Genomic DNA, 14975 nt, shown 5'->3' on the forward strand with positions numbered 1-14975 from the left:
TTGCAAAATATCGACTGTTACCCCATAAGGGTTTCTCGCTAAAGTGTGACAACGCTGGGGTGCCTCCGCATGAGGGGGCGGCCGATACAAGGGGCTGGCGAATGATCCACAGTGCCACGCGACGATGGACGGTGCCGGGTACGGTGGCGACGGCTGCCTCGTTCCGGACGGCCGGCACGGGCGATGTCGTGGCCGATCGTGGGCGCGGCAAGCGCGTGCTGGACGTGACGATCGCGGTGATTGCGCTCGTCCTCGTCCTGCCCGCGATGGCGTGCATCGCGCTGCTGGTGTGGATGCACGACCGCCACTCCCCCTTCTTCGCCCAGCAGCGGATCGGTCGCGGCGGCGCGATGTTCGCGTGCCTGAAGTTCCGCACCATGGTCGCCGATTCGGAGCGCGTCCTGCAGGAGCATCTCGCCGCGCATCCCGAGGCGATGGCGGAGTGGGTCGAGACGCGCAAGCTGCGCGACGATCCCCGCATCACCCCCATCGGCCGCTTCCTGCGCAAGTCCAGTCTGGACGAGCTGCCGCAGTTGTTCAACGTGATCGCCGGCACGATGAGCGTGGTCGGCCCGCGTCCGATCGTGGTGGACGAGATCAGCCGCTACGGGCGCTATTTCCACCATTATTGCAGCCTGCGTCCCGGCATCACCGGCCTGTGGCAGGTGAGCGGTCGCAACGACGTCAGCTATCGCCGGCGGGTGGTGCTGGACTATGTCTACAGCCGCTCGAAGTCGGTGCCGCTGGACCTTCTCATCATGTCGCGCACCGTGCCCAGCGTCCTGCTGCGCCGAGGCTCCTATTGATACGGTTCCCGGGGCGTCCGGCCACGGCCTGAAGGCGCTGCTGCTCGACCCCGCGCTGTTCACGGCGCCCTACGATGCTGCGCTGTCGCGCGGGCTGGAAGCCGCGGGCGTGCAGCCGCGCTGGCTGACGCGGCCGTTGCGCCGCGACGAGGAGCCGGCACTGCCGCCCCGGGCGGTTCGCCCCCTCTTCTACCGCATGACCGACGGGCCGCGCCGCCGCGTCGGTCGTCTCGCCAAGGTGGCCAAGGGCGTGGAGCATTGGCTCGGCCTCGCCGCTGCGGGTCGTGAGGCGCGATCGTGGCGGCCGGACGTGATCCACCTCCAGTGGCTCGTCCTGCCGCTCTTGGACGCACGCGGGGTGCGCCGGCTGCGTCGCGTGGCGCCAGTGGTGATGACGGTGCACGACGTCACGCCCTTCAACGGCAAGGACGTGAGCGCGCTCCAGCGGCGCGGTTTCGCCGAGGCGCTGGCGCTGGCGGACCGGCTGATCGTCCACACCGCGGGCTCGCGCGCGCAACTGGTGGAGGCGGGGCTGCCCGCCGCGCACATCGACGTGGTGCCGCACGGCCTGCTGGAGACGCCCGTCGGCAGCGCGGCGCCGGCGGTGGACGAGGCCGGGGACGCGCGCTGGCGGATCGTCCAGTTCGGCCGCATCCAGCATTACAAGGGCGTGGACCTGCTGATCGAGGCGCTGGGCCGGATCGCACCGGCGGATCGCGCGCGGATCGAGGTGGTCGTGGCGGGCGAGCCGCAGGTGGATACCGCGCCGCTGCTCGCGCGGGCGCGGGCGCTGGGGCTGGAGGACACCATCGACTTCCGCTTCGGATTCCTGTCCGAGCGCGCGATGGGCGACCTGCTCGCCTCCGCCGACGCGTTCGTCTTCCCCTATCGCACGATCGAGGCGAGCGGGGTGCTGCACCTGGTGGCGGGGCTGGAGCGGCTGATCGTGGCCAGCGACACCGGCGCCTTTCCCGACCTGATCGGGCGCGACGGGGCGGCGGGGACGCTGGTCGACCCGGCCGACCCGGACCGGCTGGCCGCCGCGCTGGTCGACACGATCGGGCGGCGGCCGACGCGCGGCATCGGCGACGCGGTGCCCGGGTGGGACGAGATCGGCCGGCGCACCCGCGCGGTGTACGAGCGGGCGCGGCGGCAATGGGCCGGGCGCGGGGCCGCGGGGTCGTGACGCGGCGCCTGCTCGCGCTGCACGACAGCGCCGACTTCGGCGGGCACGAGCGCATCCTGCTCGACCTGCTGCCCGCGATCCTCGACGGTCGCCGGTTCGACGAGGTCGTCTTCATCGTGCCCGAGGCGAACCAGCGCCTGCGCGATGCGCTGGCGGCGCTCGGCAGCGCGCGGCTGAGGGTGGAGACCTGGCCGTTCGTGAAGCGACGCGCGGAGCCCTATCTCCACCCGCTGCGGCGGCGCTACGCCGCGCGGGTGCGCGCGGCGATGGCGCGCGAGCGGCCGCACCTCGTCCTCCTCGTCCAGGGACGGATCGAGCATCTCGCCGTGGCGGCCAGGGCGCTGCCACGCGACGTGCCGGTCGTCAGCTTCCTACCGATGGCGCACCGGATGGTCGACATGGGGCGCAGCGGGACGCTGGGCGATCGGGTGCGGCGCCGGCTGTATCGCCGGCCCGACCTGTTCGTCGTGCCCGACGCGGCGGTCGCGCGGCAGGTCGCGCGCGCCGGCGGCACCGCGCCGGTGCGCGTGGTGGACAACGTGGTCGCGCCGGTCACCGCCACCAGGGAGGCGGCGCGCGCCGCGCTGAGCCTGTCGGCGGACGCGCGGATCGCGCTGTCGCTGGGCCGGATGGAGGCGGGGCAGAAGGGCACCGACCTGCTGCTCGACGCCATCGTGCGCGACGCACCCGCGCTGTCGGACACCACCTTCCTGTTCGTCGGCGACGGGCCGGCCGCGGCGCGGCTGGCGGCGGTGGCCACGGCGCATCCCGGCGTCGACATCCGTCATGCCGGGTGGAGCGATCGCCCCGACCTGTACCTCGCCGCGGCCGACGTGCTGCTGATGCCGTCGCGCTGGGAGGGATTGCCGCTGGTGATGCTGGAGGCGATGACCGCCGAGGTTCCGCTGCTCGCCTCGCCCATCGACGTGTTCGCGACCTACCTCCCCCCCGACAATCTCGCCGACTTTGCCACGGTGACGCTGAGCGAGGCGATCGCGCGCGTCACCGCGCCGCCGGCGCGCGCCGCCTATGCCGCGCGCGCGCGCGAGGTGCTGGCGCCGCGCACGCTGACCGCCTCGCGCGCCGCCTTCGCCGCGGCGCTCGAAGAGGCGGCGCGATGACCGCCGCCGTCGTCATCCCCACGCTGGACGAGGAAGCGCACATCGCCGCACTGCTGGCGCAATGCGCCGCCCTGCCCGCCGCGGCGGTGCGCGAGATCGTGGTGGCGGACGGCGGCAGCCGCGACGCGACCCGCGCGCTGGTGGCGGAGGCGGCGGCGCGCGACCCGCGCATCCGGCTGGTCGACAATCCCCGCCGGATCCAGTCCGCCGGCATCAACGACGCGGTCGCCACGCTGGACCCCGCGGTGACCGCCTTCGTGCGGATCGACGCGCACGCGGACTATGCCGACGATTACGTGCCCCGCGTGCTGGCGGAGCTGGCGCGCACCGGCGCCGACGTGCTGGCGACGCGGCTGCGCACGGAAGGACGCACGCCGATGCAGCGCGCCATCGCGGCGGCGCAGAACAGCTCGTTCGGCGCGGGCGGATCCGCGCACCGCCAAGGCGGCTATTCCGGCTGGGTCGATCACGGCCACCACGCCGGATTCGCCCGGGCCATGTTCGCGCGCCTCGGCGGTTACGACGCGACGTTCGTCGCCAACGAGGACGGGGAGTACGACGCGCGCGTCCGCCGCGCCGGCGGGCGCATCTGGTTGGCGGGGGAGATCGAGGTCGGCTATTACCCGCGCCGTACGCTGGCGGCACTGGCGCGGCAGTACCGGCGCTACGGCACGGGCCGGGCGGCCAATTCGCTGAAGCACCGCGAGATCCGCGTGCGCCAGTTGCTGCCGCCCGCGGTGGTCGGCGCGTCGATCGCGGGGCTGGTCGCGGCGCCGTGGTGGCCCTGGGCGCTCGTTCTGCCGCTCGGCTATCTGCTCGGCCTGGCGGCGGCCACCGCCTTGCTGGTCCGTCGCACCGGCCGTGCCGAAACGATGCTGGCGCTGCCCGCGCTCGCCACCATGCATCTTGCGTGGGGAGCGGGATTCCTTACCGAAACGATCCGCCACACACTGGACAGGTTCCGGAGCACCCGTGTTCGTGCCAAAAGGGGCTCGGGCGTGGCGAACAAGGGGTAGAGCGTATGAAGCGGCGAGTGGTGTTGGGCTTCGCGATCGCGATGCTCGCAGGATGCGCGGGCAACCAGGGCGTGGCGCCCGACGCGCCGCTGCCCACGCGGGAGATCCCGGTGTACCGCCTCGCCGCGGACGACAAGCTGAAGATCAGCGTCTTCGGCGAGGAGGGACTGAGCGGCGACTATACGATCGGCAGCGACGGGAACCTGGCCTATCCCCTGCTCGGCTCGATCCCGGCCAAGGGCCTGACCCTGGCGGAGCTGACGCAGCGGATCACCGCCGGACTCGCCTCCTCGATCCAGGCGCCGCGCGTGTCGGTCGACGTCACGCAATACCGTCCCTTCTTCATCCTGGGCGAGGTGAACCGGCCGGGCCAATATCCCTATCGCACCGGCATGACGCTCAACAGCGCGGTCGCGACGGCCGGGGGCTTCACCTATCGCGCCAATCAGAAGCAGGTGCTGATCCAGCATTTCGGCGAGGCGGGCGAGCGCCGCTACGACCTGACCGCGGACCTGCCGGTGCTGCCGGGCGACACGGTGCGGGTGCGCGAGCGGTTCTTCTGATGCGCCACCTCCTCGTCGTGGCGGCCCTGCTGGCGGGAGCCGCGCCCGCGGCCGCGCAGCTGATGCCGAACGACCAGAGCCTGGTCACCTTCAACCGCTACATCGCGGTGCGGGAACGGCGGGTGCCCGGCTTCGACAGCCCGGGCATCCCGCTGGGGTCGTTCACGCTCCAGCCCACGCTCGACGCCAACGTGCTCTACAACGACAACGTGCTGGCAACGCAGGACGATCGCGACGGCGACGTGATCGCGCGGATCACCCCGGCGCTCACCGCCAACTCCAACTGGTCGGACAGCCTGCTCTCGCTCAGCGCGATCGCCGACATCGACCGCTATGGCCGGCTGGGCACGGAGAACACGGTCAACACGAACCTGTCCGCCTACGGCTGGCACGACCTGTCGCGCGCCACCCGGTTCCGCAGCCTGGTGCGGTTCCAGTCGCTGCGCGAATCGCGCGAGTCGCAGGACGTCTTCGTGCTGACGCGGCGGCCGATCCGCTTTCGCACGCTGGAACTGGGCGTGGGCGCGCGGCATCGTTTCGCCAACACGCAGGTGTCGGTCGACGGCGGCGTGGTGAAGAGCGACTTCGACGATGCGGTGCGGCGCAGCGATAACGTCCTGATCGATCAGGATTTTCGCGACAGCGTGCTGAAGCGCGGCCGTGCGCGCGTGGAGTTCGGCCAGTCGCCCGCGGTCGCCTATTTCGTGCAGGGCACCTACGACCGGCGCACCTACCGGCTGCGCGCGCGCGACCCGCTGGCGAGCGCGCGCGAATCGGAGATCGTGGAGGCGCTGGGCGGCGTGCGGTTCGAGCTGCCCATCCTGGCCCGCGGCGAGGTGGGCGTGGGCTATACCCGCGGCAGCTATCGCGGGGTGCAGTTCACGCCCGTGTCCGGCCTCGCCATCCGGACCCAGGTCACCTTCTTCCCCACCCAACTGACCAACGTGACCGTGTCCGCCGAGCGGCGCGTGAGCGACACCGGCGTCCCCTCGTCGGGCGGCTTCGCCACGCTGTCCGGCTCGATCCGCGTGGATCACGAACTGCTGCGCCAGCTGGTGCTGGGTGCCAGCGCCGGGTTCCGCCGGGATTCGTTCAATGGCGCGGACCGCGACGACGAGCGGTTCGAGCTGGGAGCATCGGCCGACTATCGCCTGAACCGTCGTCTGTCGGCCCGTCTGAACCTCAGCCGGCTCGACCTGACGTCCAGCGGGACCGGCGCCTTCAAGTCCTTCGTGGCGAACCGCCTGCTGTTCGGCGTAGGGGTGCGGCCATGACGGAGACTTCTGACCAGGCCGCCCGGATGCCGCTGCCACGCTCGCGCGCGGTGGTGGCCGTGCCGAAGAGCGCGACGGGAAATGCCACGGACGCCGCGCGCCGCGCGCTGGCGGTGCTGCGACGCCGCTGGCTGCCGGCGCTGGCGGTGTTCCTGGCCGTGATCGGCGGTGTGATCTACTACACCTGGCGCCAGCCGCTGGCCTATACGGCGAGTGCCAGCCTCGTCGTGAACGCGCGCATCCTCGACGTCGTCTCGCCCGACAAGGGCGTGGTCCCCAAGGCGTCGGACAGCGACGCGGCGGTGAACACCGAGGTGCAGATCCTGCAATCGCGCGAGGTGGCGCAGCGCGTCGCCGCCACGCTGTCACAGCAGGAGCCCGGCTTCGCCGAGCGCGTGACCGAGCAGGCGCAGCCGCGCGCCGACCGGATCGTGGCCAACGTGCTGCAGAGCAAGCTGTCGGTCCGCCGGCCGGGCGACACGAACGTGCTGAGCGTGAGCTACACCGCGGCCGATCCCGAGCTCGCCGCCAAGGTGGCGAACGCCTTCGGCGCCGAGTATCTCGCGGTGAAGTCCGGCACCCGGCTCGGCGCCGCGCGCTCCGCCGATGCGGACATCTCCACGCAGATCGAGAGCATGCGCTCGCAGGTGGAACAGGCCGAGGCGGCGGTGGCCCGCTACAAGGCCGCGAACAACCTGCTGTCCGCGGAAGGATCGACGCTGACCGAGCAGGAGGTATCGCTCTACCGCCAGCAGGAGGCGACCGCCAACACCACCCTTGCCGAGGACCGCGCCCGGTTGAACACCGCGCGCGCGCAGCTGCGCGGCGGCTCGACCGGCGAGGACGTGGGCGAGGCGCTGGGGTCCTCCGTCATCGCCGGCCTGCGTCAGCAGCAGGCGCAGGCGGGAGCCCGCGTCGCCGAGCTGCGCACCCGCTACAAGGACGGCTATCCCGAGCTGGAGAAAGCCAAGCAGCAGCTCGCCGAGGTCAACCAGGCGATCCAGGCCGAGATCCGGCGCGTGATCTCCAACCTGGAGGCGCGCGTTTCCGTCTCGCAGCAGCGCGCCGCGACCGCGAGCGGCATCCTGGGCGGGGCGCGCGGCGAGCTGGCGTCGAACAACGCCGCGTCGGTCCGCCTGGGCGAGCTGGTGCGCCGCGCGGACGCGCTGAAGGCGACCTACCAGGCGATGATGGAGCGTCGCAACGCGGTGACCAGCGAGGCGATGATCGGCACCGCCGACGCGCGCGTGTTCTCGCCCGCGCAGGTGCCCGAGACGCCGTCCTCGCCCAATCGCAAGCTGAACCTCGTGATCGGCACGATGCTGGGCGTGCTGCTGGCCGGGATCGTCGTCGCGCTGTTGCAGATGTTCGATCGCCGCATCACCACCTCGCATGATGCGGAACGGCTGCTGGGCCTGCGGCATCTCGCCAACTGGCCGCTGCTGCGATCCATCGCCACGCGCGAGGAGCGCGGCATCGCCCCCGCGGACTTCGCGATGGAACGCCCGCTGTCGATGGTGGCGGAGGCGGCGCGCAACGTGCTGGTCGCGGTGGAACGCAGCGACGAACTGGGCGGCGGGCGCACCATCGCGGTCACCTCGTCCCGTCCGGAAGAGGGCAAGACCACGCTGGCGATCAGCCTCGCCCGCCTGTCCGCGCTGGGCGGACGGCGAACGGTGCTGGTCGACGGCGATATCCGCCGCGGCCGGGTCTGCCCGACGCTCGGCCTCACCCCGGTGGCCGGCGTGGTCGAGGTGATGCAGGGCAAGGCGACGCTGCGCGACGCGCTGTTGAAGGACGAGGCGAGCGGCTGTTCGGTGCTCCCCGCGCTGGTGCAGCGCTACGACGCCGGACAATTCGGCGCGGCGGATCGATTCGACAAGCTGCTGGAGATGCTGTCCCCGCTGTTCGACACGATCATCATCGACACGCCTCCCGTGCTGGCGGCTGCCGAATCGCGCGCCATCCTGCAGGACGTGGACGCGGTGGTGTTCGCGGTGCGGTGGAATACCACGCTGCTGCCGGTGATCCGCGCCGCGCTGAAGCGGCTGCGCGACGTCGACGTGGAGCCGGTGGGCGTGGTGCTGACGCTGGCGGACATGCGAGCGATCGCACGCTACGGCATCGACGACGTCGACTACAGCTACAAGGCCTATACCAATTATGGCTACAGCTGACCGATGGCGCGGCCCGGCGCCGATCGCCGCGGGACTCACCGGCGGGGAGGCCGCCGGTCGGATCAGGGCCGGTCGGATCAGGGCCGGTCGGATCAGGGCCGGTCAGATCAGGCGCAGCAGGATCGTCCAGGCGACGATGCCGAACGTCGCGGCGCCGGCCCAGTAGACCGGCACGATGCGGTGGGCGGGCCCGTCCGGTCCCCTTCCATGCCAGGAGGGCTGGCCGCCGGTCCACGACGACCCGCTCCAGGGCCCTGCATCACCCGCGACAGGGAAGATCGACATGCTATCGGTGGCCAACATGGCATTGATGCCATTATGCTCTTTCATACGACCCCCTCCCGTAGCGCGGCTTTTCGCCGTCGCTGCGCCTTGACGAAGCCGGTCTTGCCGGCGCGACATCCATCCCCCGAAAGATGCCGATGAGCGAAGTATTTCACACCTCATCGAACGATACAATCGTTTGGGCGCGCCAAGGTACCTCCATGGTCCGAAACGAGTATTCCGGGCGGGCGCGGTGACGAAGGCTGGCTCCTTCAACCCCCACGTCCACGGCGCCCGCGGCCTGTTCGCGGCGATGGTGTTCGTGTTCCACGTCGCCAATTCCGGGCTTCCCACCTTCTCGCCCGTCGCCTCAGGCCTGCCGTATCAGGCGGCGATGAGCCTCCAGTTCGGTGTCGAGCTGTTCTTCGGCATCAGCGGCTTCGTGATCGTCGGCGCGATTGCGCGCGCGCCGTCGGTGCGGGCGTTCCTGTGGGACCGCGCCACCCGCATCTATCCCGTCTTGTGGATCTCGCTGGTGGCGATCAGCATCGCGGCGCTCGCGCTCGATCGCTGGCGCCCGCCGCCGGGCGAGTGGATCCTGAATTTCGTCGCGCCGCCGCCCTTCATCCACATCGGCCAGATCAATCCGGCCGCGTGGTCGCTCGGTTACGAACTCACCTTCTACGCGCTGGTGGCGCTCGCCTGGTGGCTGCGCCCGCGCCTGCCCGGAACGTGGCTGTGGATCGCGGGCGTGCTGGGCGCGGTGCTGATCGTGCTGTTCCCGCGCGCGCTGCTGATCCCGGCGGGCATCCTCATCGCGCTGGGACGGGGAGAGTCGCGGCCGTGGCGCGCGCTGTCGGCGGTCCCGGGATGCTGGCTGGTGCTGTTCCTCGCGCTGTGGCGGTGGAGCGACGTGGCGAGCGGCAGCGTGCAGACCGCCAGTCCGGTCGTGCTGCCGTCGGCCATCTGGCTGGGCGTGCTGCCCGCGATGCTGGTGGCGGGCGTGTGCGGCGGGCTGGCGCTGAACGGCATCGCGGCGGGGCGCGGCACGATCGGGCGGCTTCTCTCGACGCGGGTCTTCCAGTGGCTGGGATCGGTCAGCTACAGCTTCTATCTGTGGCATCCGGTGGCGATGGCGACGGTGAAGGCGGTGATGGAGAAGATGGACGTGCCGGCCGCGCTCGGCCCCTGGTCGCAGCTGGCGTTCGGGGCGCTCAGCCTGCCCCCAACGCTGGTGGCGGCGCACGTCAGCCAGCGCTGGCTGGAAGTGGGCCTGACACGGTGGCTGCGCCGGCACGGCCCGCGCGAGGACGCCGGCCACGCGCCCGTCACCGCGCGCGCGGCGGACGGGGCGGGGAACGGCCCGGCATGACGATGGCCCTGGCCCGCGGCCTGCCCCGGCACGGCGGCGGCGACCACGCCGTCGCCGACGATCCGGGGCTTGCCGCCGCCGTCCCGATCCGCACCGATCTCGCCGCCCGGCTGTTCGTGCACGCCGGCTTCATCGGCGCGATCGTGCTCCAGCGCTTCTGCCTCTACGTCGGCGGCGGCGCCTTCTTCCTGGCGCAGATCCTCTTCATGGCCGCGATCGCCGCCATGGTGCTCACCGGGCGCGCGCGGGTGCGGCCGGTGGTGTCGCTGCTGCTGGCGGGGTTCGCGGCGCTGGCGCTGGTCAGCACCTTCGTCGCGGTGAACATGCCCGATCCGCGGATCACCTTCAGCATCGGGTCGATGCTGGTGCTGCTGCTGCTGTATGCGCTGCTGGCGGTCGGGCCGGACGCGCGCTTCGACGGGACGCGCACCTTCGCCATCTTCGTCGGCTACGTCCGGCTGTGCGCGGTGCTGGGCATCGCGCAATACGTCCTCCAGTTCGCCGGCCTGCGCTTCTTCTCGTTCATGCAGATGGCGCCGGCGCTGAAGCCCGTCCTGCTGGAACAGCTGTACAACCATCAGCCCTGGGTATCCTACGGCTCCAGCATCATGCGCTCCAACGGCTTCTTCCTGGTGGAGCCCAGCGTCTTCTCGCAGCTGCTGGTGCTGGCCGCGCTGGTCGACATCTTCGTGCGGCGCAGCTGGTGGGCGCTGCCGCTGTACGTGGTGGCGCACCTGCTGTCCTACTCGGGCACCGGGCTGCTGGCGCTGGCGGTCACGCTGCCGATCCTGGCGCTTGCGGACACGCGCTCGTCGGGGCGGATCCTGGCGCTGGTGGCGGGGCTGGCGGTGGTGGGCGTGATCGGCGCGATCGCGCTGCCCGACCAGGTCGCGGCCATCGCCGGGCGCGCGGACGAGCTGCAGTACAGCGGCAGCAGCGGCTATGCCCGCTACGTCGCGCCGTTCCACGTGATCGGCGCGGTGTGGGGGGAGACGCGCACGCTGATCGGCTACGGCCCGGGCGCGATGGAGCGCGCCAGCTTCTTCATGGCGGGAAGCGGCAACGCGCTGCTGAAGCTGTTCATCGACTATGGCCTGCTCGGCCTCATCGGGTTCGTGACCTTCCTGATCGCGTCGGTGTGGCGGCGCGATCTGGCGATCGTGTCGGTGTACGGCCTGGTGAACTTCCAGCTCGGCGGGGGTTTCCTGCTGTTCCCGCCCTTCGTCGTCATCATGGCGATCCTGTGCATCTGGTCCTCGCCCGCCGACACTGCGCGCGTGGGCGAGGAAGCGGACGACGCTGCGGAGCGGGCGGATGGCGGATCGCAGGCGAGAGGACGCGCATGAGGATCGCCGGCATCATCGCGGCGGGCGCCCTGGCGGCGGTCGGCTGCTCCGCGCCCACTCCGGCCAACCCGGCCCCGACCCCCGCCACGACCCCCGCCACGACCCCCGCCACGACGGCGACCGCCAAGCCGCGCCCGGTGAGGGTGCCGATGTTCGTCTATCGCGGCGCCGGCTGCACCGGGAAGGGGCGCATGGCCGCCTTCGAGAAGATGCTCGGCCGCCCTGCCGACGGGGTGGTGGAATTCAGCGAGCGCAGCGACTGGTCGCATATGCTCAGCTCGATCAACTGGGCGCTGGGCTGCTGGGACGGCACCTCCTATCGCCTGGCGCAGTCGGTGCCGATGCTGATGGACAAGGGCACCTCGCTCGCCGCGGGGGCGGACGGCGCCTACGATCGCCACTTCCGCGCGCTGGGCGAGCTGCTGGTCCGCAAGGGGCACGCCGATGCCTATCTGCGCATCGGGTGGGAGTTCAACGGCGGCTGGTATCCCTGGGCCGCCAAGCGCGATCCCGCCGCGTTCGTGCGCCTCTTCCGGCGCATCGTCACCGTCATGCGCGCGGTGCCGGGGCAGCGCTTCGTGATCGTGTGGAATCCCGCCCAGGGGGAGCAGCAGATCGCGCCCGACCGGGTGTGGCCCGGTGCGGCCTATGTCGACGTGGTGGCGCTCGACCTCTACAATCAATCGTGGAACCCGCTCGACCGGCTCAGTCCGCAGCGCCGGTGGACGACGCTGGTGGAGCAGCCCTACGGACTTTCCTGGGCGGCGCGCTTCGCCCGGGCGCAGGGCAAGCCGCTCGCGCTGCCCGAATGGGGCACGGGCACGCGCCCCGACGGCCACGGCTTCGGCGACGATCCGGTGTTCATCGCGGGCGTCGCCGATTTCGTACGACGGCACCGCGTCGCGTTCACCGGCTATTGGGACTATAACGCGGGCGACTACAATGCGGAGCTGTCCAATGGCCGCCAGCCCCGCGCCGCCGCCGCCTTCCGCACCCATTTCGGGCGCTGAGCGCGCGCGGCACTAGCCGCGGCGTTGACGCACGTAGCGCAACGGGTCTCCCGCCGCGGACCACGGGTCACCGGCGCGGCGCTCGCACGTCGTCCCCGACAACAGCTATCGCGAGATCGGCAGTCGCCTGGATGGCGGGCGGTGGGTTGGTGCAGCAGACTGTGCCACCGCCGCCCCAAGGCTGAGCGGAGTCTATTTCACCGGCGCGCCGTGGCGTCGCGCCATGCGCGCGCGAAGGGCGCGGAACACCGGCGCGCGGATCGCCCAGCGCGCCGCCATCTGCGGCAGCAGCGCGGCCGGCACCAGCGCCAGCCCGTCGGCCACCCGACCCCCCGCGGCCAGCCGCGCCCCCGTGCCGGTCAGACGTCGCACCTGAACCCCGCGCGCCGGCGCGGGAAGGTGCGCGAAGCCGCGGTCCACCACGCGGCGCACGAAGTCCACGTCGCCGCGATCGAGCTCGTAGGGGCGATAGCCGGTCAGTTCGAGCAGCTTGCCCGCGACCGCCTCCTCGAACGCGACGCGCTCGTCCGCGGCCATGCCGGCGGCCGCGATCTCCACCATCGGCGCGATCGCACCTGCCGCCTCCAGCTCGCGCTGCTGCGTCCTGGCGAACACCAGGTCGGTCCGCCCGGCGGCGCGCCGACGCGCGGAGAAGGCGGCGAGCTGCGATCCGATCGCGGCGACGCGGCCGTTGACGATCGACTTGCTCGTCACGCTTTCCGCATGCATCCGATAGTCGCCGAGCACGTCGGGAAGGTTGTGCAGCCGCCCCTCGCCGAGCAGCCGCCAGTAGAGATCGGCGTCCTCCGCGTGGTGCGCGTGGCGATAGCCGCCCACCCGCTCCACCGCATCGCGCCGCACCATCAGGAAGGGGTGGATGATATAGGGCTCGCGCGCGGGCACCGCGAACAGGTCCGCCTGGTCGGGCTGGAGGAGCCGCGCGCTGGTGCCCAGCGGCCGGTCGTCCGCGTCGATGTGGCGCGCCGCGGAGCCGACCGCGACCGCGTCGGGATTCGCGTCCAGCCACGCCTTCTGCACGGCGAAGCGGTGCGGATAGGCGAGGTCGTCGGCGTCGTGCCGCGCGATCAGCGGCGCGGTGCAGAAGGACAGGCCATGGTTCAGCGCGTCGACGATGCCGCCGTTGGCCTTGTGGTGCACGCGCAGCCGCGGCTCCTCCTGCGCCATGCCGGCGAGGACCGACGCGGTGTCGTCGGTGGACCCGTCGTCGACGACGTGGATCGCGATGTCGCGCACCGTCTGCGCGCGGATGCTGTCCACTGCCGAGCGGATCGTGCGGGCGGCATTGTAGGCCGGGATGAGGACGTCGATGCTCGCGGTCATGGCCCTTCCTTCCGGCGCCGTGCGTAGAGGCGCGCGACCTCCTGCCACAACGGGTGGTCCGATGCACGCAGCGCCACGATCCAGCCCGCTCCCCCCGCCGCGATGGCGCCGAGCACGACCGGCAGCGGCACCGCGGGCGACCAGCGCCACGCCGCCATGACCGCCGCGGCGGGCAGGATCGCGGGCAGGCTGGTCAGCGCGCTGGTGCGATAGATGCGCAGCAGCTCGGCCGGCGTCGTCTCCGTCAGGCGGTGGAGGTGGCGGCGGTACAGCCACTGCGCCACCAGCGCGTCGCCGACCCGCGCCAGCGCGGCCGCGGCCAGGCTGTGGAGGCAGCCGGCGACGAACAGCGCGAGGCCGACCGTCGTGCGTATCGCCTCCAGCCGCGCTTGGCGCTTCGTCTCGCCGGTGACCACAAAGACCTCGAACGTCATCGTGATCGAGGTCAGCAGTACGCCGGCGAGGCACAAGAAGCTGAGCGGGACCGCTGCTCCGTCCCATCGTGCGCCGTATACGATGCGAACCAACGGGCCCGCCAGGATGGCGAGACCAAGAAAGGCGGGCCACAACAGGCCGGTGATGGTGCTTACCACTTGAAGGTAGCGGTCGCGCAACGGAAGCCCGTCGCGACGACGGTTCGCAAAATCGACGAACAGCACGCGCGTCGCGATCATGTGAACGTTGTCCCACAGCATGTTGAAGTTGCCGGAGGCGCGTGTGTAGAGCCCGAGCGCTCCCAGGCCGACGAGCTTGCCCAGCGCGATGTCGGACAGGCGCTGCGCCATGCGGGTGATGCCCGACACGGCGAAGATCTGCGCGGCGAAGCGCGACACCGCCGGCCAGTGTTCCAGCGACAGGCGGAAGCGGACGTGGCGCCGCGCGACCGCCATCACCGTCAGGTTGGTGAGGAGCGTGGTCGCGATCTGGCTGTAGGCCAGGCTCATGTAGCGGAACCCGGCGAGCGCCAGCCCGACGGTCAGGATCAGCCCGGTCGCGGTGGAGCCGGTGCGGATCAGCGCCAGCGTGCGGAACTGCCCCTCGCGTTCCATCATGGCGTTGGGCAGGAACGACAGCGGGCCGAGCAGCGGCACGAGGGCGAGCACCAGCAGCACGTCGCGAACGCCGGGATCGCCGAAGAAAGCCCCGCCGAGCAGCGCAGCCAGCGCCACCAGCGCCGCCAGTACCAGCGACGCCAGCACGTTGACGGTGAAGGTTGTGGCGAGCAGGCCTGGCGACAGCGCGGGCTCGCGGATCAGGAAATTGTTGAGGCCCATTGCCTGGATGATGGCGAGCAGCCCGACCATCGCGGTGGCGATCGCGTATATGCCTGTGTCGTGGGGTGTGAGCAGGCGGGCAACCGCGACCGAGCCCAGGAAGGTGAGAATGAAATAGCTGACCTGCCCAAACCCGACCCAGGCGAGCGATCGGCGAATGGTTGGCGAGGGGGTGTCCGAAGCCACGGGCCTGCGATTATCCGATCTGCGAGAGAGATGCGCCGA

13 protein-coding genes are annotated in these 14975 nt (G+C 71.5%); 10 read left to right on the forward strand and 3 right to left on the reverse strand.

Features of this window, described 5'->3' with window-relative positions; genetic code table 11:
- Positions 1-101 precede the first annotated feature (101 nt).
- Genes HBH26_RS03575 through HBH26_RS03605 form a run of 7 tightly spaced genes read left to right on the forward strand, consistent with a single transcriptional unit; the run spans position 102 to position 8143 of the window.
- Entirely contained in the window at positions 102-806 is a 705-nt protein-coding gene (locus HBH26_RS03575) for a sugar transferase (RefSeq protein ID WP_168133229.1), read from the forward strand.
- Positions 715-1992, forward strand: coding sequence for a glycosyltransferase (locus HBH26_RS03580; protein WP_239024544.1), 1278 nt, complete (start codon positions 715-717; stop codon positions 1990-1992). The genes HBH26_RS03575 and HBH26_RS03580 overlap by 92 nt, the downstream gene beginning before the upstream one ends.
- Positions 1989-3113 carry a glycosyltransferase gene (locus HBH26_RS21135; protein ID WP_168133231.1) on the forward strand — a complete coding sequence of 375 codons (1125 nt, stop codon included), beginning with the start codon at positions 1989-1991 and terminating at the stop codon, positions 3111-3113. Before HBH26_RS03580 ends, HBH26_RS21135 begins: the two co-directional genes overlap by 4 nt.
- Positions 3110-4129, forward strand: coding sequence for a glycosyltransferase family 2 protein (locus HBH26_RS03590; protein WP_168133232.1), 1020 nt, complete (start codon positions 3110-3112; stop codon positions 4127-4129). Before HBH26_RS21135 ends, HBH26_RS03590 begins: the two co-directional genes overlap by 4 nt.
- Before the next feature lie 5 nt (positions 4130-4134).
- Positions 4135-4692, forward strand: coding sequence for a polysaccharide biosynthesis/export family protein (locus HBH26_RS03595; RefSeq protein WP_168133233.1), 558 nt, complete (start codon positions 4135-4137; stop codon positions 4690-4692).
- Positions 4692-5966 (forward strand): outer membrane beta-barrel protein, encoded by a 1275-nt coding sequence (locus tag HBH26_RS03600; RefSeq protein ID WP_168133234.1) that lies wholly within the window; start codon positions 4692-4694, stop codon positions 5964-5966. Before HBH26_RS03595 ends, HBH26_RS03600 begins: the two co-directional genes overlap by 1 nt.
- Positions 5963-8143, forward strand: a complete 2181-nt coding sequence (locus HBH26_RS03605; protein ID WP_168133235.1) for a GumC family protein — start codon at positions 5963-5965, stop codon at positions 8141-8143. The genes HBH26_RS03600 and HBH26_RS03605 overlap by 4 nt, the downstream gene beginning before the upstream one ends.
- Positions 8144-8245: 102 nt before the next feature.
- Here the strand turns inward: HBH26_RS03605 and HBH26_RS03610 are convergent, their stop codons facing one another.
- Entirely contained in the window at positions 8246-8446 is a 201-nt protein-coding gene (locus tag HBH26_RS03610; protein ID WP_168133236.1) for a hypothetical protein, read from the reverse strand.
- Between the two features lie 214 nt (positions 8447-8660).
- On the opposite strand from HBH26_RS03610, the gene HBH26_RS03615 reads away from it, so the two are divergent.
- Genes HBH26_RS03615 through HBH26_RS03625 form a run of 3 tightly spaced genes read left to right on the forward strand, consistent with a single transcriptional unit; the run spans position 8661 to position 12135 of the window.
- Entirely contained in the window at positions 8661-9779 is a 1119-nt protein-coding gene (locus HBH26_RS03615) for an acyltransferase family protein (protein WP_168133237.1), read from the forward strand.
- Positions 9776-11125, forward strand: coding sequence for a hypothetical protein (locus HBH26_RS03620; RefSeq protein WP_239024545.1), 1350 nt, complete (start codon positions 9776-9778; stop codon positions 11123-11125). The genes HBH26_RS03615 and HBH26_RS03620 overlap by 4 nt, the downstream gene beginning before the upstream one ends.
- On the forward strand, positions 11122-12135 hold the full coding sequence (locus HBH26_RS03625; RefSeq protein ID WP_239024546.1) for a glycoside hydrolase family 26 protein: 1014 nt from the start codon (positions 11122-11124) through the stop codon (positions 12133-12135). The genes HBH26_RS03620 and HBH26_RS03625 overlap by 4 nt, the downstream gene beginning before the upstream one ends.
- A gap of 192 nt (positions 12136-12327) precedes the next feature.
- On the opposite strand, the gene HBH26_RS03630 is transcribed toward HBH26_RS03625, so the two are convergent.
- Together HBH26_RS03630 and HBH26_RS03635 are read right to left on the reverse strand one after the other, a co-directional pair.
- Entirely contained in the window at positions 12328-13476 is a 1149-nt protein-coding gene (locus HBH26_RS03630) for a glycosyltransferase family 2 protein (RefSeq protein WP_168133238.1), read from the reverse strand.
- Complete coding sequence (locus HBH26_RS03635; protein ID WP_168133239.1) at positions 13473-14936, reverse strand: oligosaccharide flippase family protein; 1464 nt, start codon at positions 14934-14936, stop codon at positions 13473-13475. The genes HBH26_RS03630 and HBH26_RS03635 overlap by 4 nt, the downstream gene beginning before the upstream one ends.
- Positions 14937-14975: the final 39 nt, after the last annotated feature.

The organism is Sphingomonas corticis, from assembly GCF_012035195.1.
GTDB classification, from domain to species: Bacteria; Pseudomonadota; Alphaproteobacteria; order Sphingomonadales; family Sphingomonadaceae; genus Sphingomonas; species Sphingomonas corticis.

Bases quoted from the DNA above. Each gene is read 5' to 3' on its own strand.
- HBH26_RS03575 (WP_168133229.1), top strand. From the start codon at position 102: ATGATCCACAGTGCCACGCGACGATGGACGGTGCCGGGTACGGTGGCG.
- HBH26_RS03595 (WP_168133233.1), top strand. From the start codon at position 4,135: ATGAAGCGGCGAGTGGTGTTGGGCTTCGCGATCGCGATGCTCGCAGGA.
- HBH26_RS03605 (WP_168133235.1), top strand. From the start codon at position 5,963: ATGACGGAGACTTCTGACCAGGCCGCCCGGATGCCGCTGCCACGCTCG.
- HBH26_RS03625 (WP_239024546.1), top strand. From the start codon at position 11,122: ATGAGGATCGCCGGCATCATCGCGGCGGGCGCCCTGGCGGCGGTCGGC.
- HBH26_RS03630 (WP_168133238.1), bottom strand. From the start codon at position 13,476: ATGACCGCGAGCATCGACGTCCTCATCCCGGCCTACAATGCCGCCCGC.
- HBH26_RS03620 (WP_239024545.1), top strand. From the start codon at position 9,776: ATGACGATGGCCCTGGCCCGCGGCCTGCCCCGGCACGGCGGCGGCGAC.
- HBH26_RS03600 (WP_168133234.1), top strand. From the start codon at position 4,692: ATGCGCCACCTCCTCGTCGTGGCGGCCCTGCTGGCGGGAGCCGCGCCC.
- HBH26_RS03590 (WP_168133232.1), top strand. From the start codon at position 3,110: ATGACCGCCGCCGTCGTCATCCCCACGCTGGACGAGGAAGCGCACATC.
- HBH26_RS03610 (WP_168133236.1), bottom strand. From the start codon at position 8,446: ATGTTGGCCACCGATAGCATGTCGATCTTCCCTGTCGCGGGTGATGCA.
- HBH26_RS03580 (WP_239024544.1), top strand. From the start codon at position 715: ATGTCTACAGCCGCTCGAAGTCGGTGCCGCTGGACCTTCTCATCATGT.